The organism is Burkholderia sp. HI2500, assembly GCF_002223055.1.
In the GTDB taxonomy this organism is placed as follows: domain Bacteria; phylum Pseudomonadota; class Gammaproteobacteria; order Burkholderiales; family Burkholderiaceae; genus Burkholderia.
In genome coordinates this window covers 914327-930866 of the sequence record NZ_NKFL01000004.1, presented here as the reverse complement: position 1 = coordinate 930866, position 16540 = coordinate 914327, and the positions used below count along the sequence as shown (strand labels likewise).

The window sequence follows — 16540 nt, the reverse complement described above, 5'->3', positions numbered from 1 at the left end:
CCCCATCCGCACGAAGACTGCCGCACCGAACGGGCGGCAGGAAAGCGCTACCGCTTGTTCGCGAGCGCGATCAATGCGTTGCCGACTTCCTCGCAGCATTCCAGAGGAATTGCGACGCTGTCCGAAGTCACATGCTCCAGACTCTCGCTGATCGAGGTCACGCTGACGGTGACTGAACCGGCTCGATTGCGAAACACCTGAATCGAAGGCCGATGCTCGATGACCAGCTCGACATTTCCATCGTCTTGGTGATGTTCTTGTTCCATACCTGTCGCTCTCGCCCGCCCGGTTAAAGGGTTGGGCGCGCGCCATCCGGCAGGCAAAAATGGCGCACCGGTGGCCACCGGCTGCCCAACGTGAAAGTCGATCATACGACAGCTGCACACCGGGTTCGCAATCCGCCGGGGTGAGAGGATTCGGGAGGTCGTTCATGCCCACCTCCAGCACGCGCCGAAGGCGACGGAGATGACGCCTGCCATCCAGAAATCGATGATGAGTTCGATCATGGTTATTCCCTTCACCCTGCGATTCCCGCTTTCTTCAGCAGATCGAGCAACTCCGGGCCGAGCGCCTGAATCTGCTCAAGCGCGGCCTGCTTCGTATTACGGCGATCGCCGAGGAATTTCTCGCAGAGGTAGTACAGCGGCGTCATATCGCCGCTGACATCGAGATATCGCTCGAAGCTGTCCAGCGAGAAATGACGCTGCGTGTCGTCAGCAAGCTGGGCGCTGAGATTGCCCGGCGCCTGGTCCAGATCGATAGCGATGCGCTTCAATCCGCGTTGGTAGATACCTTGCGCCACACATTCACGTACGTTGCGATAGCGCTCGATGAGGCCCGGCTCGAAGTCCAGCGTGAGCTGGCTAGCGCCGGCATTGATGTTGGCTGATTTCATGTTCTATCGATCGCTATCGGTGGTTATCAATCGCGGCGATGAAAAATGGCGACAAGCGCCACGCGAAAGGGAGGAGCTTCCAGCCATGTCAGAATCGATTCCGGCTGCCACGCCAACGTCATCAATCCATTTCATGAAAGGAAGCCCCTATGACCAAATACTTCGTTGCCGTGCGGAACGATCAATCCATCCACGCACTGCTAAAAACGCTCAACGCCGATCGAACCAATCCTGTCGTGCTCCCCATCGGCGAACCGGGCAACGACGAGTTCCTGCTTATCCGATGTACGTCGGTAGAAACCACGGCGTTTGGGCTTCTTCACTTCGTGCCGGAGCCGGAATCCACACCGGCGCCGGCAGCCATTGCTGCGGCCACCATTCCGTTGCACCTACTGGCGTGGATCGCGGAAGCGCAGGACTCGTCGGCTGCGGAACTTCGGATTCTTTGACTGCCAGTCCGGCAAGCGCGCGCGTCAGTGCGTTCGTCGGGGCCACGTGTCGAGATTTGCGTGCGTCGCGCGCACGACGGCGCGCCCGCACGCGCTCGATGTCAGGGCGCGTGCTCATGCGGCCACCTGGGCGGATTGGTTAGCGACGAGCTCAGGCCAAATGTCTTGCCAGTCGTCGGGGCGCAGGTCTCGTCGAGAAACTGCAGCTCCAGTCGCTTTCTCGATCAGAACGCAACGCGCGGGCGAGATCGACGAGGCTCCGGACGCCATCTGAGAAAGGAATGAAGCAGATACGCCGATCTCGTCTGCGAGCTTTGATGCCCCGCCTCGCTCGAGCGATGAGAGGTAAGTCTTCAGGTCCATACATAGCCCGGGTGGATGGTTGTACGCCCTAAGTTTAATAAATACTAAACCCAAAGGTCAAGTATTTGCTTGTTTAGCCCATGCTAATCAAACTTTCACTCATGGAAATCGCAGATATTCGCCGAGCGCGTTTGCGGCTCTGGTTTGCCAATCGAACCCTCCCGCAGGAGGAAAAGAGCTACCTTTCGCAGCTGATGAGCACGAAGGGAAAGGCGTCATTTGGAGAGCGAGCCGCGCGCCGGCTGGAGCGCGACTACGGGATGGAACCCCTTTATCTCGACCGGCCAATCGAAGAATCAGTCGAATCTGAGAGCGTCCGCGAGCCGACTGATGAAGAATTCTCCCTTGTTCCGCAGCTCGATGTTTCGGCTGCGTGTGGAGATGGAAAGTTCGTTGATCACGTCGTTGTGAAAGGCGGCCTAGCTTTCAAGAGATCAAGCCTGCGCGACTTTGGTGTGCCAGAAAAGTCGGCACGGATCATCTACGCGTCCGGAGGAAGTATGTCCCCAAATATTCAGGACGGATGCGTCGTGCTCCTCAATTTGGCCGACCGGGAACCGCGAGACGGAAAGGTATATGCAATCTGTACGCCTGATGGCGGGCTGGTGTTGAAGCGGCTTGTGTTTGACTATCATCCGACCATAGGGGCTCACGTCTGGATCATGCGAAGCGACAACCCTGACAAGACCGCACATCCCGACAAGATTCTTCCGCCGGATGACCGCACGGCGATCATAGGTCGCGCGGTTTGGAACGACAATAGACTATAGGAGATGGCATGTCTCTAAAATCGGGGATGAGTGATGCCGCCATGTGGATCGTCATGATTGTGGTCTTCGGCGCAGCATTCAAGGGATGTAGTGCCTTGGAATCTCGTGCAGGAATCAGTTCTTGGATTGAGCGAAACATTACTTGCAAGTACAAAAATGCAAGTGGAGACTGCCTGACGGAAGACGAGCACTTCAGGCTCGTCGCACATGATGCGGCTGTGGACGCCCTGACTGACATGCTGAACTTCTGCAGCGGGCCGGCCTTCGGCGCCCGCTTTGACCCAAGCTGCGTGGCATTGCGGAAGGCTGTTTCACAGGCAGCAAATTAACTTCTCAAAACCACTCAAACCGGGGAATGACATGATCAAGCATCTATTTGCAGTCAGCCTTATAGCCACAAGCAGCATCGCATGCGCCCAGCAGAGCTATCAGGATATCGGCAGCATTCGCTACTACCAAAACGGCGAAACCGCCCAAGTCATCAACAACCAGGCATATTACAGCAACGGCCAAACCGCTCAGCAGATCGGAAATACGACCTATTGGAGCAATGGTCAGACTGCGCAGCAGATAGGGAACAACACCTACTACAGCAATGGCGTCACGGCTCAACAGATAGGCAATTCGACCTACTACTCGAACGGCAAAACCTGCCAACAAATCGGGGCGCAGACGTATTGCAACTGACGCGACAAGCATCCTGATCGTCCCGCTCCGGCGGGATTTTTTTTGCCCTCACTACGCCCGTTAAGCGGAGGTTTAGCAAAAAAGGTTTAGTCTTTGCTTGACATGTAGTTTAGCGTTCAATAAACTGGTCTCAACGTCACCTCCGACACCGAGGCAACCATGCTCCACCCCCACCCGATTACCCCGCGCGCGCTGCCGTCGGCTGCCGACGTATTCGCGTTCGAGCTGAAGCAACGAATCCTCGCGAACGGCGCGCGTCTGGCCGTCGCGTTCACCGACAGCGGCGCGCGCCTGCAGAACGCGATGTGCCGCGAGCTGTTCGACGCGACGGGCGAGGTTTTCTCCGCCGGTTCGTTCGTGCGCGTGGGCGGCTGAAATGCTCCATCCCGCCACCACCGAACGCGCGGCCGACTTCTGGTCGGATCGCGCCAAGCGCGAATACGACGACGCGATCGACGCCGAACAAGCAGCGTTCGAGCGCGCGTCGGCCGAAGTAGAGATCGACGACGTGATCAACGCGATGGCCGAGCTGCCGGCTGGCTTCCGCGCGAAGGTGATGAACGCCTTCCTCGACAAGAGCGACCACGCCCACTTCGTCTACCTGCTCGAAATCCTCTTCGAAGACGCGTTCAACGCGGCCGCCGAGGGCATCGCGCGGCGCAAGGGGTATTGAGCGTGACCACCACCCGCCTCCTGATCGGCGCCGCTGCGCTGCTGATCCTCGCCGCTGTCGTGATCGTGCGCGCAATCGCACGCGTCAACGACGACGATCACCACCGCGGCTGAGCCGCGTACCACCCAGAGGGACCACATGGACAAGAGCGAAAACCGCCTCTATCGCGAGGCGCACCAGATCAGCAACGGCGGCCCGGCGTTTCCGTCCACCACGAAGACGTACATCGCCGATGACGGCGACACGATGCACCAGGGCGCGAACGGCATGTCGCTCCGCGACTACTTCGCAGCGAAGGCGATGCAGGGGTTCTGCGCGAACCCGGACCATGCAGTGCTCGATGGTGAGTGCAAATTCGAGTCGGCCGCGAAGGAGGCATACCTTCTGGCCGACGCCATGCTCCGCGCGCGAGGTGCGGCATGAACGAGATCAAGCACACGCCCGAGCTCGAAGCCTACGGACCTTTCGTCAGCGAACGCCGCGGCGACACGACGCATCAGGTTGCCGACTGCTCGATGAACCCGCACGGCACGGAATACGCGCGGTTGTTTGCCGCTGCGCCGAAATTGCTCGACCTGATCACCAAGGCACGCCGCTACGTCGGCATGGTGACCGATATCCCGGGCGACGATCCGATTTTCGCGGTGATGGATGACATCGACGCCGCTATCGCGCTCGCCACGCAGGCGCCAGAGGCTGCGCCGGAGCCGGTGCGGCACTTCCGCGCCTGCGGGGAGGGTCTGTGATGCGCACCGCAAACGACAACGACCTCTACCGCGCGTGCGAGCGAGTGCACCTGTCGATCCAGATCGGCTCGGCCGTTGGCGCAGGTGCATGCATCGGTGCCTTCTGGTGGCTCGCCGTCGCGCTGCGTGCTGGAGGTGCAATGTGAAGCGCCTGATTCGCAATGTGGTCGAGATCGTGTCGATTTGGGCTGTGCTCGGCGCGATCCTGTTCCTGTTCGCATGGCTCGTGTTGCCGCAGCTGTTCGAAGCGCCTGTTGTGCGCGGCGTGTGGGGGGCGTGATGCTCGACTACAACCTGTCGATCGACGCGTATCACGCGCTGCCGTCCGTCTCGAAGTCGCAACTCGATGACCTCGCGCTGTCGCCGTTCCACTTCTACAGCCGGCATCGCAATCCGCTGCGGCCGCCGCGCGTCGAGAAGGCCGGCCAGCTCGAAGGGCACCTCGCGCACTGCGCAGTGTTCGAGCCCGACCAGTTCGACGCGCGCTACGTCTGGGCACCGAAGGGCGCGCCGCGCAAGCCGACGGACGCGCAGTGGAACGCAAAGAAGCCGTCGCCCGACAGCGTCGCGGCGATGGAATGGTGGCGCGAATTCCTCGACGCATGCGGCGACAAGCGCGTGATCACGGTCGAGCAGTACGACGTCGCGATGCGCCAGGCGGAATCCGTGCGCGCGCTGCCGGAGATTCAGGACGCGCTGTCGCAGGGCCGGGCCGAGGTGTCGGCGTTCTGGACGGACGAAATGACCGGCGTCGAATGCCGCTGCCGGCCGGACTGGGTGCATGCGCTGTCGCGCAAGTCGGTCGAGCTGCTCGACCTGAAGACGTTCAGCTGCGCGGCCGCCGACGAGTTCCGCCGCCAGATCGCGCGCAAGCGCTACCACGTGCAGGACGCGTTCTACTCGGCCGGCTACAGCGCAGCGGCCGGCGTCACCGTCGAGAAATTCACGTTCATCGCCGTCGAGACCGAGTGGCCCTACGCGGCCGCGTCGTACACGCTCGGACCCGAAAGCCGCGAGGAAGGATTCATGGAGTGCCGCCGGCTGCTCGACCTGTACGAGGAATGCGTGCGCCTGAAGCGCTGGCCCGGCTACTCGGACAAGAGCACGCAGATCGACCTGCCCCCTTACGCGTTCACGTCGCAAGAGGTGGAAATTTCCTATGTGTAGATCCATCACTCGTGAGCGCGTCGCAGAACGTCTCACGTACGACGCCAACACCGGGCAATTGATCTGGAAGTCGGCCGCCAAGAACAAGGCGCACGTGATCGGAAAGCCTGCAGGACGCGTTGAAGCCAACGGCTACCGCCATGTGAAGGTCGATGGCGTGCTGTACGCATCGCACCGGCTGATCTGGCTGCTGATCCATGGCGAATGGCCGAAAGGGATGATCGATCATATCGACGGAGACCGGCTCAATAACCGCATTTCCAACCTGCGCGACGTCGATGCGAAGGGCAACGGCGCAAATCGCACGAGGGTGCGTAAGGACTCGAAGTGCGGTGAGTTCGGCGTCTTCGAGCAGCGCTCACGCTGGTACGCATATGCGTACCGAAACGGCCGAAAAATCAGTTTGGGCGGCTATTCCGATAAGGCGTCAGCAGTCGCCGCGCGGGCCGCTTTCAAGAAATCCGAAGGAGAAAACCATGTCTGACATCACCGACCTCCGCGGCACCATCGTGCCGAAATCCGACCAGCTGAACGCAGAGCAGCTGCTGGCCGGCGACATGACCATCACCGTGACCGATGTGCGCATGGGCAGCGAGGATCAGCCCGTGATCCTGCATTACGAGAACGACGAGGGCCGGCCGTACAAGCCGTGCAAGACCATGCGCAAGCTGTTGATCTTCGCGTGGGGCGAGGACGGCCGCAATTGGACCGGCAAGTCGATGACGCTCTACAACGACCAGGCAGTGCGCTTCGGCGGCATGGTCGTGGGCGGCATCCGCATCAGCCACCTGAGCGACATCGAGCGCGAGATCTCGCTTTCGCTGACCGCGACGAAGGGCAAGAAGGCGCTGCACACGGTGCTGCCGCTCGAGGTCGTGCGCCTCGACGACGTGCTGAAGGCGATCGCGGCTGCCACCGATCGCAACGGCATGAACGCCGCGAAGGTGCTCGCGATGAAGCTGCCGCCGGGCGATCAGGCACAGGCCGCGCAGGACGCGTACAACGCGCGCGCGCGCGAGCTGCGCGCCGCGGCAACGCGAAAGCCGGCCGACCAGCAGCCGGCCGACGGCCCGAGCGACGATGAAGCGGCCGCGCTCGCGCGCCTCGAAGAATGCACAGACGTCGACACGCTCGATGTGCGCATCGACGAGTTCCGCGACTACCCGGCCGACGTCCTCGGGCGCCTTACCGAAGCGTACAACCGCCGCCGCGAGGCGCTGCTCGGCGCCTGATATGCGCACGTCCTCTGACCTCCACCGTCTCGTCGCGCGCATCCGGCACGACACGACCATCAGCCCCGTCGATCGCGAGCTGTTCCGCCCGCTGTTCACCGCGTTCGACGACGGCCAAGTGCTCACCGTGCCGGCCGCCATCGAGAAGCGCGTGCGCCACTACGCCGGCCGCGTCGCCCCGCAGAAGCAGTAACCACATCACCACCCACAGGAGAAGCCATGCTTTCCCTCGAACAGAAGCTCGTGAAGGTCAAGAAGGTAACGCCCGTCGAAGAATTCAAGGGCGACAAGCGCGACTACGGCTGCAGCGTGCGCATCGAATGGCTCGGCGACAACACGACGCTCGACACGCTCGACAAGCATCTGCGACTCGCGTTCTACGAGCGCGAGAACGGCAAGCCGCGTGTCGAGCCGAGCGGACAGGAGGGCATGCCGTTGCCGCGCGTCGAGGTGACGGACGACGAAGGGTGCACGACAGCCGATGCTCGGATGTTGCGCGCGGCAAATCACGCTCTCGCAGCCGAGAACGATGCGCTTCGCCGAGCACTGCGCCCGTTTGCCAACATCGTATCTACCGACCGGCTGTCGTGGGCGATGGTCGAGTACTGCGTTGAGGGTGATCCCGAGAAGCAGGCATCCCAACGGCCACAGATGCAGCGCGCATTTAATCGAGCGGCTGATCTGCTTCGCGAAAACGTGCCAAGCGAAACTCCTACGGACAATGACGAGATCGACGCCGAGCGCTATCGCTGGTTGCGGAAGCAGTACTGGCATGAATCGTCGCTGTTCGTCGTGGCTGGCAGCAAGTCCCGCATTCAACTCGGCACCGATTGTCCGGCTGACGATCGCCTTGACGCAGCCATCGACGCCGCCCGCGCAGGAGAAGGCCATGCAGATCAAGCCTGAGAACCGCGGCCGCTATCCGGCTAACTGGCCCGATATCCGCGCGCGCATTCTCGTGCGGGCCGGCAACCGCTGCGAGCAATGCCACGTCGCGAACGGCGATGTTATCACTCGCGGGACCGGAAAGGATGCGGGAACATTCCAGCGATTCATTGGCGATGGCGAGGTATTCGACGCGATCGACGGCAAGATGCTGGGCGTTTGCAAGGCGTCCGAGTACAGCAGCAACGGCCACTGGACGAAGGTCGTCCTCACGATCGCGCATCTCGACCATGTTCCCGAGCACTGCGACGACGACAACCTGAAGGCGCTGTGCCAGCGCTGCCACCTCGCCTATGACGCCGAGCATCACCGCACGAACGCGGCCGCGACGCGCCGCGCGCGGAAGGCGATCGGCGATCTGTTCGAAGTATCCAGCGCAGGAGAAGGCTAATGACCAAATACGAAAAACTCGACTCCCTGATTCTCGCGCAGATCGGCGAGGCGCCCGTCTCTTTCACTCAACTGCGCGGCTGTCGCGCACTCATGGACGAATGCGGCCGACACGCCAAGGAAGCAGGCACGAAGCGCTCGCGCTACGGCGTCGACGACTGGCGCGTTCTTGATCGTCGTCTCCAGGCGCTGCGCAAAGCCGGGCATATCAAAGCGACCGGAAAGGGATGGGTTCGTGTGGGAGAAGGCCAATGACTGAACCGATTCTGAAGCCGTGCCCGTTCTGCGGCAAACAGCCATACGTGGCCGAAGAGTTAGATCCTGACGCCTGGTGGTACGTAGCTTGTCAGACGCCGGGATGCATCTTGCCTTGCGCCGGTGGTCACACGTCCATTGAATCGGCGATCGCCAAATGGAACAGCCGCGCCACGCCCGACAGGGATTCGATCATCGAGGATGTGCGTGACTATTTGCAATGCGTGGTTGATCAGTCGATGTCGAGAAACAATTCACTGAGCTTGGCGGCTGAACTGATCGACGCCATTGATGCGGCTTTCAAGACCGCTCCCAATGGAGAGAAGGGATGAGCGCTGAAAACTTCGTGCACATACACGCTCCTGAGCCGATTGAGGAGCGCTGCCAAGTCGACTTCTGTCCGACTTGCGAGCGTCCGCGCCGCATGTTTATTCGATATTTCGAATGGTATGGCGCGACCGTAACCTGCGCTGGATGCGGTGAGGAATGGCAAGACGGCTATCGGTCGGAGCGCCTCTTGATGCCCGGTTGGCGCAAGCAAAACATTCAGCGCGCCATCCGCAACTTGACGCGCATTGGAGTGAAAGCATGATCGACATCGAGAAGATAAAAGCGCTGGCGGCGTTCGCTGACCGACTGCGAATCGAGGATACGCTCTGCAAGCACGGCGGCTTCACGGAAGAAGCCGATTTGATCGACACCCTCCTATCCGAACTCGAAGCCCGAGAGGCGGATCGGCGGGATGCGGCGCGGTATCGGTGGCTGCGCGACGACTCGAATGCGGCACTTTCCTGGGAGCCGATGGTTTTCAATTGCCATCCAAGCCATCCGATCAGTTGGGTCAACGCGCTATACGGCGAAAATCTGGACAACGTTATCGACGCCGCCCTCGCACAACGACAAGGGGAAGGCCATGTCTAGCCGCCGCATCAACAGCGCAGCCGTGGTCGGCGTCCTCGCAACCGGGACGCACACCGCGCGCGAGATAGCGGCCGAACTCCAGACGTCGACGGCGTTCGTGCAGTGCTTCCTCGACACGCTGTTCTACGCCGGCCGCATCCGGATCGATCGGCGCGTCACGACGGACACGGCGTACGAGCTGACACCGGTAGCCGCACCGCGCGCGCCACTCGACACGCCGTCCGCCGGGCCGCGTCTCGCACCAAACCTGAAATCCACGCTCGCCGGCTACGATCGCGAGATCAGCCGCCGTGTCGAGCTTGCTATGTCCACGAGGGCACGATGACAGATACACCCATCGAGCAGGCGGAAGTCGCTCTCACGCTGCAGCAGGTCGCCGACCGCCTGCAGCTTTCCTACAGCACGGTTTTCGCAATGCGGAAACAGATCGGCTTCCGGATGCCGGGATCGCGCGTCTGGCGCGTCTGGCCATCCCAGCTTGCCAGCATGTCCGAAAGGCGCAACAATCTGACCCGGCTATCGCTGCGGGTCGGGGGAGAAACTGAATGCCAATCCGCAAAGACAAAAAATCCGGTATCTGGTATCTCGACGTCAGCGCGCCAGGCGGCCAAAGAATTCGCCGCTCTGCTGAAACAAAGGACAAGCGGGCAGCGCAGGAATACCACGACCGGCTGAAGGCTGATTTGTGGCGGCAGGACAAGCTCGGCGAAGTGCCAGACCGCATTTTCGAAGAGGCCGCCATGCGATTCCTGAAGCTCTGCGAGGGGCAACGCGACTACGCTGGGAAGCTCCGGCACATCACCTACTGGGGAGAGCAGTTCGTCGGTCGATCGATCAAGAGCATCACGGGCGACGACATCTTCAATGCGCTGCCGACCCATCGCTTGATCAAGGGAAAGCCGGCGCGGCCGCTTGAACCAGGCACGCTAAATCGGTACATGAACACCATTCGGCGCATGCTGAACCTGTGCGTCGAGTGGGAATGGATCGATCGTGTGCCGAAGCTCCAGCGGTTCGAGGAACCCGACGTGCGGGTGAGATGGGAGCCGCCGGCGGTAATCATGGCGATGATCAACGCGTTGCGCCTGCCATGGATGCGCGACGCGGCGATCGTGGCCGTGGCGACCGGGATGCGCGAGTCTGAGCTGTTCGGCCTGCGCGTCTCGCAGCTTGATCTCGCGCAGTGCAACGCGTGGATCACGCACGAGGGTGCGAAGTCGAAGCGCGCGCGGTCGGTGCCGCTCAACGAGGACGCGATGAGCGTCCTCGCGCGGCGGGCCCAGACGGCGACGGATCTCGTTTTCACGCGTGGGTACACACGCGGCGACGGGCCGCCCAAGCTGATCGGGCAGATCGACAAGCGGGACTTCGCGCGGGCATGCGAGGCGGCCGGGATGGTCGACTTCAACTGGCATGATCTGCGGCACACCTGGGCGAGCTGGCACGTGCAGCGCGGGACGCCGTTGATGGTGCTGAAGGAACTGGGCGGCTGGGAGACCGTTGCCATGGTGCAGAAGTACGCGCACCTCGCGCCGAGCCATCTGGCTCAGCACGCCGGCAACGTCAAGTTTCTGTCAATGTCGGTCGAGCAGGAAGAAAAAACGCCGCTGTCGGAAGCGGCGCAATCCCTTGCTGCATAAGGCTTCTAGCTGGCCCGCCCTACACGATTCGAACGTGTGACCTACGGCTTAGAAGGCCGTTGCTCTATCCAACTGAGCTAAGGGCGGTCGGGGAGAAAAGACACGGCCGGCGCGGGCTGCATTTGATGCAAGGCTTCAAGCGGCAGCAAAACCACCAACTCGAAGCCCCGAAACAAAACGGGCCCGGCATGAAGCCAAGCCCGAAATTATACCCGATCATCGCGCCACATCACGCGAGATCGACCTTCGCAGCATCAAACCGGCTGCGGATGCAGCATGAACCAGCCAAGGCAGAACACACCGGCGATCACGCAATACACGCCGAACGAAGCCAGCCGGCCACGCCCTTCGAAGTAGCGCATCAGGAACCGCACGCTCAGGTACGCGGCGATCGCCGTCAGCACGCCGCCGAGCAGCGCATCGGCGAGCTGGTCGCGCGCATGGAACAGCTTCGGCAGCTCGAGCACCCCCGCCGCGAAAATGATCGGCGTACCGAGCAGGAACGAGAATTCCGCAGCCTTCTCCGCCGTCAGCCCCGCGGCGTTACCGGCGATCATCGTCAGCCCGCTGCGCGAGAAGCCCGGAATCAGCGCACCGATCTGCGCGAGACCCACGAAGAACGCCTGCTTGAACGTCATCTTCTCCGGAGCCTGATGCGCGCGGCTGCGCTGGATGCGATCGCCGAGCCACAGCAGCACGCCGTTCACGATCAGCGCGACCGCGACGATCCGCAGGTCGTGGAACACGCGTTCGATGCGCTTCTCGAGGAGCAGCCCGACGATGCCGGTCGGGATCGTACCGATGATGAGCGCCCACATCAGGTGCCCGTCGTCGTTCTTGCGGCCGCCGAGCTGCGCGAAGAAGCCGCTGATCAACGCGATCCAGCGCGCGCGGAAATACCACAGCAGCGCCAGCGCGGTGCCGAGGTGCAGCGCGACGAGGAACGGCAGCAGTTGCGGGGCGTGCTTGTCGATGTGCATGCCGAACAGCGCCGGCACGAGCAGCGTATGGCCAAGGCTGCTGACGGGGAAGAGTTCGGTGACGCCCTGCAGGACGCTCAGGAATACCAGAAACCAGAGACTCACGCGTCGGTCCTTTTAGTGAAAATTAAGCGGAAAGAGAAGCGGACGACGCGATGCGCGTCCGTAAAAACGCGCCCCGATTATGCCGAGCCAGGATTACTGCGCCAAGGCATTTGGCTGGATATTGCGGCAATGCACACAAACGCTTGCAATTTGTAAGCACTCAGAAAGCAAAAAGCCCGCCATTTGCATGGCGGGCCTTTCGACTTCGGCAGGAATTGCCGTCAGCGGCCGAGCTGATAGAAAAATAATACCGTGCTGCCGGTGAACATGCCGAACAGTGCGATACCCATTGCCATTGCCAGATCCATGGCCCCCTCCACGAAGTGTCATGACCCGGCAACATCACCGGTTTAGAGGCATTATCCCGACCGATGACGGTCTTAAAAACTCGCAATTTCCCGAGAAGGGTTTTCCCCGAGCCGCCACGGCCCGATAATGGAGCGCGCCGTTCCCGTCCACCCGCCCAACCCGATTCGCCATGCCGACCTTCCAGCAACACGACATTCACGAACTTCACGCCGGCCCGTCGCTCGTCCGGGTCGCTCCGCAATTCGGCGGCCGCCTGCTGTCATGGGATGTCGACGGCGAACCGGTGATCTTCTGGCCGGACACGGCCGACTGGAGCAACCTCGCACGCGTGCGCGGCGGCAACCCGCTGCTGTTCCCGTTCCTCGGCCGACACCGCGTCGACGGCGAACTCGGCCGCTGGCGCGACGCCGCCGGCGTGGTGCGCGACCTGCCGATGCACGGGTTCGCGCGCGACCTGCCGTTCGCCGCGCACCCGTCGGCCGATGGCGCCGCGCTGTCGATGACGCTCGACGCGACCGACGCGCTGCGCGCCAGTTACCCGTTCGACTTCCGGTTCGAAACGACCTACCGGCTGGCCGACTCGCACACGCTCGAAGTCGCGCTGACGACGACCAATCGCGGCGACACGCCGCTGCCCTACTACGCCGGCCACCATTTCTATTTCGCGCTGCCGCACGGCGAACGCGCCGAAACCACGCTCGAGCTGCCGCCCACGCATCGTTGCGCGCAGCAGGCCGACGGTTCGATCAGCACGCCCGAGCCGGGCGAAGCCCGCTATCACCTCGACAACCCGGACATCCTCGACCGCGTCCACTGCCTCGACAGCGTGCCGGCCACACCGGTGCGCATCGTGATGCCGGGCCGCCGCCGCACGATCGAGATCGCGCTCGACGTGCCGGGCTCGATCCCGTGGTACGCGGTCACGACCTGGACCGAAAAGCCGGATTCGGACTTCTATTGCGTCGAGCCGTGGCTCGGCCTGCCGGATGCGATCCACAACGGCCTCGGGCTGCGCCTGCTCGCGCCGGGCGCGACCGAAACGGCCACGCTGCGGATTCGCGTCCTTCCGCTCGCCGGCTGATACACAGGCTGATACACAGGCTTGATACGCAGGCTGAAACGCCCTCAGGCAACCCGTGGAACCGGCGCGCCGCAGCCCCGATAAGGGCCCAAACTGCGGTGCGCGGGTCGAACCCGTTAAAATCGGACGTTTTGTGTTGCCTGCCGCGTCACGCGCGGCAGGGTTTTGCGAGGTTCAATGTTCGGAACAACAACGAAGCGACTCTTCGCAGCCGCCTGCGCCGCCCTGCTCGTCGCGTGCGGCTCCGCGCCCGTCGGCCCCGGGTTCTATCGCGTCGAACGCGGCGATACGCTCTACAAGATCGCGCGCGACAACCGCACGTCGGTATCGAGCATCGTGCGCTGGAACCAGATGACGAACCCCGATGCGATCGAAGTCGGCCAGGTGCTGCGCGTCGCGCCGCCGCCCGGCACGACCACGGCATCGACGCCGTCGACCACCGGCACCGGCAGTGCCGGCCGGGCCCGCCCCGCGCCTTCCGCGCCGGTCGAATCGGCCGTCAAGCCGGCCACGAGCATCGCGCTGATCTGGCCGGCAGCCGGCAATGTGGTCCGCACGTTCGACGGCTCGAAATCGAAGGGCATCGACATCGCGAATTCGCCGGGCACGCCGGTGGTCGCGGCTGCGCCCGGTGTGGTGGTCTATGCGGGTAACGGGCTGCGCGGCTACGGCAACCTGATCATCCTCAAGCACAACGCCGACTACCTGACCGCCTACGCGCACAACCGCGCGCTGCTGGTGAAGGAAGGCCAGTCGGTCACGCAAGGGCAATCGATCGCCGAGATGGGCAACAGCGACAGCGATCGCGTCGCGCTGCATTTCGAGTTGCGCTACGGCGGCCGATCGATCGACCCGTCACGCTACCTGCCGGCGCGCTGAGCACCCGATGGACGACACGCGATGCCGGCACGCATCGCGTGTCGTCGCGGTGAAAACCGGGAAAGGTGATGTCAGCGCTTGCGCAGACGTCCGGTGAACCGGCCGGACAACGGATCGACGTGACGGGCAAACGCTACCAGTACGCCGATTCCGATCAGGCTGAACCCCGCAGCTATCAGAAGCAAATCCATGGTCACACACTGATTTTTTCGTGATCTTATGCGTCATTGTGGAATCGTGCACTGAGCCGAGGCTATTGGACGAGTACGAAGATTCCCTACCCTCAGACGCCATTGTGGATTCGTTTGCGTGAAATCCTGATGTAAGCCGCTCGCGCGACGCCACGTTCGCCCCCCCCAGGAGACACCTCGATGCTGCCCGCCGCCGACCACTACGACGACCTGCTCTCCCGCTTCGCGTGGGACGTTCCGGCACGTTACAACATCGGCGTGGATGTCTGCGACAAGTGGGCGGACGGCAGCGGACGCCTCGCGCTGATCCATGAAACGGCGCAAGGCGACGTTTTTCGGATCACGTTCGACGACTTGAAGAATGCTTCTAACCGGCTCGCGAACAGCTTTGCGCGCGCCGGCCTTCGGCGCGGCGACCGGATCGGCATCTTTCTCGCGCAGGGCCCCGAAACGGCCGTCGCGCACCTCGCCGCATACAAGCTCGGCGCAATCGCGGTGCCGCTCTTCACGTTGTTCGGCGTCGATGCGCTCGAATACCGGCTCGCGAACAGCGAGGCGGCTGCGCTCGTCACCGATGCGGCCGGCTACGCGAAAATCGCGCCGCTGCGCGCCCGGCTGCCGGCACTGCATACCGTCTACTGCATCGGCGACGATGCGCCCGATACGCCCGATGAGCCCGATCAGCCGGGCGTGCTGCGCTACGACGCGGCGCTCGCCGCCGAAACACCCGACTTCGTGCCGGCCGATACGGCCGCCGACGATCCGGCGGTCATCATCTATACGTCCGGCACGACGGGCAAACCCAAAGGCGCGCTGCACGCGCATCGCGTGTTGCTGGGCCACCTGCCGGGCGTCGAGATGTCGCAGCAGTGCTTCCCGCGCGACGCGCGCCTGTTCTGGACGCCCGCCGACTGGGCATGGATCGGCGGCCTGCTCGACGTGCTGCTGCCGTCGTGGCATCACGGCGTGCCGGTGCTTGCGCGCCGCTTCGAGAAATTCGACGGCGACGCGGCGTTCGCGCTGATGGCGCGGCACGGTGTCACCCATGCATTCCTGCCGCCCACCGCGCTGAAGCTGATGCGCACCGTCACGGCACCGCGCGAACGCTACGCGCTGTCGCTGAAATCCGTCGCGAGCGGCGGGGAATCGCTCGGCACCGAGCTGACGGCCTGGGGGCGCGACGCGCTCGGCGTGACGATCAACGAGTTCTACGGGCAGACCGAGTGCAACATGGTGCTGTCGTCGTGCGCGGCGCTGTTCGATGCGCAGCCCGGCGCGATCGGCAAGGCGGTGCCCGGCCATGCGGTCGCGATCGTCGACGCGGACGGCACGCCGCTGCCGCCCGGCGTCGAAGGGCGCATCGCGGTGCGCCGCCCCGATCCGGTGATGTTCCTCGAATACTGGCGCAACGCCGACGCGACGCGCGACAAGTTCGCCGGCGACTACCTGCTCACCGGCGACACGGGCACGATCGACGCCGACGGTTTCGTGCGCTTCGTCGGCCGCGACGACGACGTGATCACGAGCGCCGGCTACCGGATTGGCCCGGGCCCGATCGAGGACTGCCTGCTCACGCATCCGGCGGTGCGGATGGCCGCCGTCGTCGGCGTGCCCGACGCGACGCGCACCGAGATCGTCAAGGCGTTCGTGGTGCTGAATCCCGGCCACACCGGCGACGAGGCGCTCGTGCAGGCGCTGCAGGCACATGTGCGCACGCGCCTCGCCGCGCACGAGTATCCGCGCGCGATCGCGTTCGTCGACAGCCTGCCGATGACCGCGACCGGCAAGATCGTGCGCCGCGCGCTGCGCGACGCGTAGGCCGGCCGCCCCCCGTGCCGCCGGCCCGGCCGGATGGTTTATAG

At 63.2% G+C, this 16540-nt stretch carries 31 protein-coding genes and 1 tRNA gene; 27 read left to right on the top strand and 5 right to left on the bottom strand.

Annotated features, from left to right (window positions below; genetic code table 11):
* Positions 1 to 47: 47 nt before the first annotated feature.
* Both CFB45_RS07040 and CFB45_RS07035 read right to left on the bottom strand, forming a co-directional pair.
* A complete protein-coding gene (locus CFB45_RS07040) occupies positions 48 to 371 on the bottom strand; it encodes a hypothetical protein (RefSeq protein WP_144025172.1) in 324 nt (107 codons plus the stop codon).
* A 146-nt stretch (positions 372 to 517) separates the two neighbouring features.
* A complete protein-coding gene (locus tag CFB45_RS07035; RefSeq protein WP_089425037.1) occupies positions 518 to 895 on the bottom strand; it encodes a hypothetical protein in 378 nt (125 codons plus the stop codon).
* Positions 896 to 1044: 149 nt separating this feature from the next.
* Here CFB45_RS07035 and CFB45_RS07030 point away from each other — a divergent pair, with 149 nt between their 5' ends.
* Positions 1045 to 1344: a hypothetical protein gene (locus CFB45_RS07030; protein ID WP_089425036.1), complete on the top strand. Its 300-nt coding sequence runs from the start codon at positions 1045 to 1047 to the stop codon at positions 1342 to 1344.
* A 114-nt stretch (positions 1345 to 1458) separates the two neighbouring features.
* On the opposite strand, the gene CFB45_RS07025 is transcribed toward CFB45_RS07030, so the two are convergent.
* Positions 1459 to 1707, bottom strand: coding sequence for a transcriptional regulator (locus CFB45_RS07025; protein ID WP_089425035.1), 249 nt, complete (start codon positions 1705 to 1707; stop codon positions 1459 to 1461).
* Positions 1708 to 1808: 101 nt separating this feature from the next.
* Here CFB45_RS07025 and CFB45_RS07020 point away from each other — a divergent pair, with 101 nt between their 5' ends.
* The 22 genes from CFB45_RS07020 (at position 1809) to CFB45_RS39355 (ending at position 11133) form a co-directional block, all read left to right on the top strand.
* On the top strand, positions 1809 to 2477 hold the full coding sequence (locus tag CFB45_RS07020; RefSeq protein ID WP_144025171.1) for a S24 family peptidase: 669 nt from the start codon (positions 1809 to 1811) through the stop codon (positions 2475 to 2477).
* 8 nt (positions 2478 to 2485) lie between these two features.
* Positions 2486 to 2806, top strand: a complete 321-nt coding sequence (locus CFB45_RS38215) for a hypothetical protein (protein WP_144025170.1) — start codon at positions 2486 to 2488, stop codon at positions 2804 to 2806.
* Positions 2807 to 2837: 31 nt separating this feature from the next.
* Complete coding sequence (locus CFB45_RS07015; protein WP_089425033.1) at positions 2838 to 3164, top strand: hypothetical protein; 327 nt, start codon at positions 2838 to 2840, stop codon at positions 3162 to 3164.
* Between the two features lie 159 nt (positions 3165 to 3323).
* The gene (locus tag CFB45_RS07010; RefSeq protein WP_089425032.1) at positions 3324 to 3539 is read left to right on the top strand and encodes a hypothetical protein; all 216 of its coding nucleotides are present in this window, start codon (positions 3324 to 3326) and stop codon (positions 3537 to 3539) included.
* 1 nt (position 3540) lies between these two features.
* Positions 3541 to 3837, top strand: a complete 297-nt coding sequence (locus tag CFB45_RS07005; RefSeq protein ID WP_089425031.1) for a hypothetical protein — start codon at positions 3541 to 3543, stop codon at positions 3835 to 3837.
* Positions 3838 to 3975: 138 nt separating this feature from the next.
* Positions 3976 to 4260 (top strand): hypothetical protein, encoded by a 285-nt coding sequence (locus CFB45_RS07000; RefSeq protein ID WP_089425030.1) that lies wholly within the window; start codon positions 3976 to 3978, stop codon positions 4258 to 4260.
* Positions 4257 to 4583 carry a hypothetical protein gene (locus CFB45_RS06995; RefSeq protein WP_089425029.1) on the top strand — a complete coding sequence of 109 codons (327 nt, stop codon included), beginning with the start codon at positions 4257 to 4259 and terminating at the stop codon, positions 4581 to 4583. Before CFB45_RS07000 ends, CFB45_RS06995 begins: the two co-directional genes overlap by 4 nt.
* The gene (locus CFB45_RS38955) at positions 4583 to 4729 is read left to right on the top strand and encodes a hypothetical protein (protein WP_179255044.1); all 147 of its coding nucleotides are present in this window, start codon (positions 4583 to 4585) and stop codon (positions 4727 to 4729) included. The genes CFB45_RS06995 and CFB45_RS38955 overlap by 1 nt, the downstream gene beginning before the upstream one ends.
* Complete coding sequence (locus CFB45_RS38950; RefSeq protein ID WP_179255043.1) at positions 4726 to 4863, top strand: hypothetical protein; 138 nt, start codon at positions 4726 to 4728, stop codon at positions 4861 to 4863. The genes CFB45_RS38955 and CFB45_RS38950 overlap by 4 nt, the downstream gene beginning before the upstream one ends.
* Positions 4863 to 5750: a PD-(D/E)XK nuclease-like domain-containing protein gene (locus CFB45_RS06990; protein ID WP_089425028.1), complete on the top strand. Its 888-nt coding sequence runs from the start codon at positions 4863 to 4865 to the stop codon at positions 5748 to 5750. The genes CFB45_RS38950 and CFB45_RS06990 overlap by 1 nt, the downstream gene beginning before the upstream one ends.
* Positions 5743 to 6234: an HNH endonuclease signature motif containing protein gene (locus tag CFB45_RS06985; protein ID WP_089425027.1), complete on the top strand. Its 492-nt coding sequence runs from the start codon at positions 5743 to 5745 to the stop codon at positions 6232 to 6234. The genes CFB45_RS06990 and CFB45_RS06985 overlap by 8 nt, the downstream gene beginning before the upstream one ends.
* Positions 6227 to 6982, top strand: a complete 756-nt coding sequence (locus tag CFB45_RS06980) for a hypothetical protein (protein ID WP_089425026.1) — start codon at positions 6227 to 6229, stop codon at positions 6980 to 6982. Before CFB45_RS06985 ends, CFB45_RS06980 begins: the two co-directional genes overlap by 8 nt.
* A 1-nt stretch (position 6983) precedes the next feature.
* Positions 6984 to 7175: a hypothetical protein gene (locus tag CFB45_RS06975; RefSeq protein WP_089425025.1), complete on the top strand. Its 192-nt coding sequence runs from the start codon at positions 6984 to 6986 to the stop codon at positions 7173 to 7175.
* Between the two features lie 26 nt (positions 7176 to 7201).
* The gene (locus CFB45_RS06970) at positions 7202 to 7888 is read left to right on the top strand and encodes a hypothetical protein (protein ID WP_089425024.1); all 687 of its coding nucleotides are present in this window, start codon (positions 7202 to 7204) and stop codon (positions 7886 to 7888) included.
* Positions 7872 to 8318, top strand: a complete 447-nt coding sequence (locus tag CFB45_RS06965; protein ID WP_089425023.1) for a hypothetical protein — start codon at positions 7872 to 7874, stop codon at positions 8316 to 8318. The genes CFB45_RS06970 and CFB45_RS06965 overlap by 17 nt, the downstream gene beginning before the upstream one ends.
* Positions 8318 to 8572, top strand: a complete 255-nt coding sequence (locus CFB45_RS06960) for a hypothetical protein (RefSeq protein ID WP_089425022.1) — start codon at positions 8318 to 8320, stop codon at positions 8570 to 8572. The genes CFB45_RS06965 and CFB45_RS06960 overlap by 1 nt, the downstream gene beginning before the upstream one ends.
* Positions 8569 to 8904, top strand: coding sequence for a Lar family restriction alleviation protein (locus CFB45_RS38210; RefSeq protein WP_179255042.1), 336 nt, complete (start codon positions 8569 to 8571; stop codon positions 8902 to 8904). Before CFB45_RS06960 ends, CFB45_RS38210 begins: the two co-directional genes overlap by 4 nt.
* Complete coding sequence (locus tag CFB45_RS38205; protein ID WP_144025168.1) at positions 8901 to 9164, top strand: hypothetical protein; 264 nt, start codon at positions 8901 to 8903, stop codon at positions 9162 to 9164. Before CFB45_RS38210 ends, CFB45_RS38205 begins: the two co-directional genes overlap by 4 nt.
* On the top strand, positions 9161 to 9493 hold the full coding sequence (locus tag CFB45_RS06955; RefSeq protein ID WP_089425021.1) for a hypothetical protein: 333 nt from the start codon (positions 9161 to 9163) through the stop codon (positions 9491 to 9493). The genes CFB45_RS38205 and CFB45_RS06955 overlap by 4 nt, the downstream gene beginning before the upstream one ends.
* Positions 9486 to 9818: a DNA-binding protein gene (locus CFB45_RS06950; RefSeq protein WP_089425020.1), complete on the top strand. Its 333-nt coding sequence runs from the start codon at positions 9486 to 9488 to the stop codon at positions 9816 to 9818. The genes CFB45_RS06955 and CFB45_RS06950 overlap by 8 nt, the downstream gene beginning before the upstream one ends.
* Positions 9815 to 10168: a hypothetical protein gene (locus CFB45_RS39260; protein ID WP_218828868.1), complete on the top strand. Its 354-nt coding sequence runs from the start codon at positions 9815 to 9817 to the stop codon at positions 10166 to 10168. The genes CFB45_RS06950 and CFB45_RS39260 overlap by 4 nt, the downstream gene beginning before the upstream one ends.
* Positions 10069 to 11133 carry a tyrosine-type recombinase/integrase gene (locus tag CFB45_RS39355; protein ID WP_256978219.1) on the top strand — a complete coding sequence of 355 codons (1065 nt, stop codon included), beginning with the start codon at positions 10069 to 10071 and terminating at the stop codon, positions 11131 to 11133. The genes CFB45_RS39260 and CFB45_RS39355 overlap by 100 nt, the downstream gene beginning before the upstream one ends.
* Before the next feature lie 10 nt (positions 11134 to 11143).
* On the opposite strand, the gene CFB45_RS06940 is transcribed toward CFB45_RS39355, so the two are convergent.
* Together CFB45_RS06940 and CFB45_RS06935 are read right to left on the bottom strand one after the other, a co-directional pair.
* Positions 11144 to 11220: transfer RNA gene (locus tag CFB45_RS06940), tRNA-Arg, on the bottom strand.
* Between the two features lie 167 nt (positions 11221 to 11387).
* Positions 11388 to 12218, bottom strand: a complete 831-nt coding sequence (locus CFB45_RS06935; RefSeq protein WP_039347620.1) for an undecaprenyl-diphosphate phosphatase — start codon at positions 12216 to 12218, stop codon at positions 11388 to 11390.
* 478 nt (positions 12219 to 12696) lie between these two features.
* Between CFB45_RS06935 and CFB45_RS06930 the strand changes: the two genes are divergently transcribed.
* The 4 genes from CFB45_RS06930 to CFB45_RS06920 all read left to right on the top strand — a co-directional run bounded on the left by CFB45_RS06930 (position 12697) and on the right by CFB45_RS06920 (position 16496).
* The gene (locus CFB45_RS06930) at positions 12697 to 13608 is read left to right on the top strand and encodes an aldose epimerase family protein (RefSeq protein ID WP_089425018.1); all 912 of its coding nucleotides are present in this window, start codon (positions 12697 to 12699) and stop codon (positions 13606 to 13608) included.
* Positions 13609 to 13785: 177 nt separating this feature from the next.
* Complete coding sequence (locus CFB45_RS06925) at positions 13786 to 14487, top strand: peptidoglycan DD-metalloendopeptidase family protein (protein WP_089425017.1); 702 nt, start codon at positions 13786 to 13788, stop codon at positions 14485 to 14487.
* Positions 14488 to 14555: 68 nt separating this feature from the next.
* On the top strand, positions 14556 to 14702 hold the full coding sequence (locus CFB45_RS38945; RefSeq protein ID WP_174935323.1) for a hypothetical protein: 147 nt from the start codon (positions 14556 to 14558) through the stop codon (positions 14700 to 14702).
* Positions 14703 to 14858: 156 nt separating this feature from the next.
* A complete protein-coding gene (locus CFB45_RS06920; RefSeq protein WP_089425016.1) occupies positions 14859 to 16496 on the top strand; it encodes an acyl-CoA synthetase in 1638 nt (545 codons plus the stop codon).
* Positions 16497 to 16540: the final 44 nt, after the last annotated feature.

Coding starts and splice junctions, on each gene's coding strand:
- CFB45_RS07040 (WP_144025172.1), bottom strand. CDS start 371: ATGATCGACTTTCACGTTGGGCAGCCGGTGGCCACCGGTGCGCCATTT.
- CFB45_RS07035 (WP_089425037.1), bottom strand. CDS start 895: ATGAAATCAGCCAACATCAATGCCGGCGCTAGCCAGCTCACGCTGGAC.
- CFB45_RS07030 (WP_089425036.1), top strand. CDS start 1,045: ATGACCAAATACTTCGTTGCCGTGCGGAACGATCAATCCATCCACGCA.
- CFB45_RS07025 (WP_089425035.1), bottom strand. CDS start 1,707: ATGGACCTGAAGACTTACCTCTCATCGCTCGAGCGAGGCGGGGCATCA.
- CFB45_RS07020 (WP_144025171.1), top strand. CDS start 1,809: ATGGAAATCGCAGATATTCGCCGAGCGCGTTTGCGGCTCTGGTTTGCC.
- CFB45_RS38215 (WP_144025170.1), top strand. CDS start 2,486: ATGTCTCTAAAATCGGGGATGAGTGATGCCGCCATGTGGATCGTCATG.
- CFB45_RS07015 (WP_089425033.1), top strand. CDS start 2,838: ATGATCAAGCATCTATTTGCAGTCAGCCTTATAGCCACAAGCAGCATC.
- CFB45_RS07010 (WP_089425032.1), top strand. CDS start 3,324: ATGCTCCACCCCCACCCGATTACCCCGCGCGCGCTGCCGTCGGCTGCC.
- CFB45_RS07005 (WP_089425031.1), top strand. CDS start 3,541: ATGCTCCATCCCGCCACCACCGAACGCGCGGCCGACTTCTGGTCGGAT.
- CFB45_RS07000 (WP_089425030.1), top strand. CDS start 3,976: ATGGACAAGAGCGAAAACCGCCTCTATCGCGAGGCGCACCAGATCAGC.
- CFB45_RS06995 (WP_089425029.1), top strand. CDS start 4,257: ATGAACGAGATCAAGCACACGCCCGAGCTCGAAGCCTACGGACCTTTC.
- CFB45_RS38955 (WP_179255044.1), top strand. CDS start 4,583: ATGCGCACCGCAAACGACAACGACCTCTACCGCGCGTGCGAGCGAGTG.
- CFB45_RS06990 (WP_089425028.1), top strand. CDS start 4,863: ATGCTCGACTACAACCTGTCGATCGACGCGTATCACGCGCTGCCGTCC.
- CFB45_RS06985 (WP_089425027.1), top strand. CDS start 5,743: ATGTGTAGATCCATCACTCGTGAGCGCGTCGCAGAACGTCTCACGTAC.
- CFB45_RS06980 (WP_089425026.1), top strand. CDS start 6,227: ATGTCTGACATCACCGACCTCCGCGGCACCATCGTGCCGAAATCCGAC.
- CFB45_RS06975 (WP_089425025.1), top strand. CDS start 6,984: ATGCGCACGTCCTCTGACCTCCACCGTCTCGTCGCGCGCATCCGGCAC.
- CFB45_RS06970 (WP_089425024.1), top strand. CDS start 7,202: ATGCTTTCCCTCGAACAGAAGCTCGTGAAGGTCAAGAAGGTAACGCCC.
- CFB45_RS06965 (WP_089425023.1), top strand. CDS start 7,872: ATGCAGATCAAGCCTGAGAACCGCGGCCGCTATCCGGCTAACTGGCCC.
- CFB45_RS06960 (WP_089425022.1), top strand. CDS start 8,318: ATGACCAAATACGAAAAACTCGACTCCCTGATTCTCGCGCAGATCGGC.
- CFB45_RS38210 (WP_179255042.1), top strand. CDS start 8,569: ATGACTGAACCGATTCTGAAGCCGTGCCCGTTCTGCGGCAAACAGCCA.
- CFB45_RS38205 (WP_144025168.1), top strand. CDS start 8,901: ATGAGCGCTGAAAACTTCGTGCACATACACGCTCCTGAGCCGATTGAG.
- CFB45_RS06955 (WP_089425021.1), top strand. CDS start 9,161: ATGATCGACATCGAGAAGATAAAAGCGCTGGCGGCGTTCGCTGACCGA.
- CFB45_RS06950 (WP_089425020.1), top strand. CDS start 9,486: ATGTCTAGCCGCCGCATCAACAGCGCAGCCGTGGTCGGCGTCCTCGCA.
- CFB45_RS39260 (WP_218828868.1), top strand. CDS start 9,815: ATGACAGATACACCCATCGAGCAGGCGGAAGTCGCTCTCACGCTGCAG.
- CFB45_RS06930 (WP_089425018.1), top strand. CDS start 12,697: ATGCCGACCTTCCAGCAACACGACATTCACGAACTTCACGCCGGCCCG.
- CFB45_RS06925 (WP_089425017.1), top strand. CDS start 13,786: ATGTTCGGAACAACAACGAAGCGACTCTTCGCAGCCGCCTGCGCCGCC.
- CFB45_RS38945 (WP_174935323.1), top strand. CDS start 14,556: ATGTCAGCGCTTGCGCAGACGTCCGGTGAACCGGCCGGACAACGGATC.
- CFB45_RS06920 (WP_089425016.1), top strand. CDS start 14,859: ATGCTGCCCGCCGCCGACCACTACGACGACCTGCTCTCCCGCTTCGCG.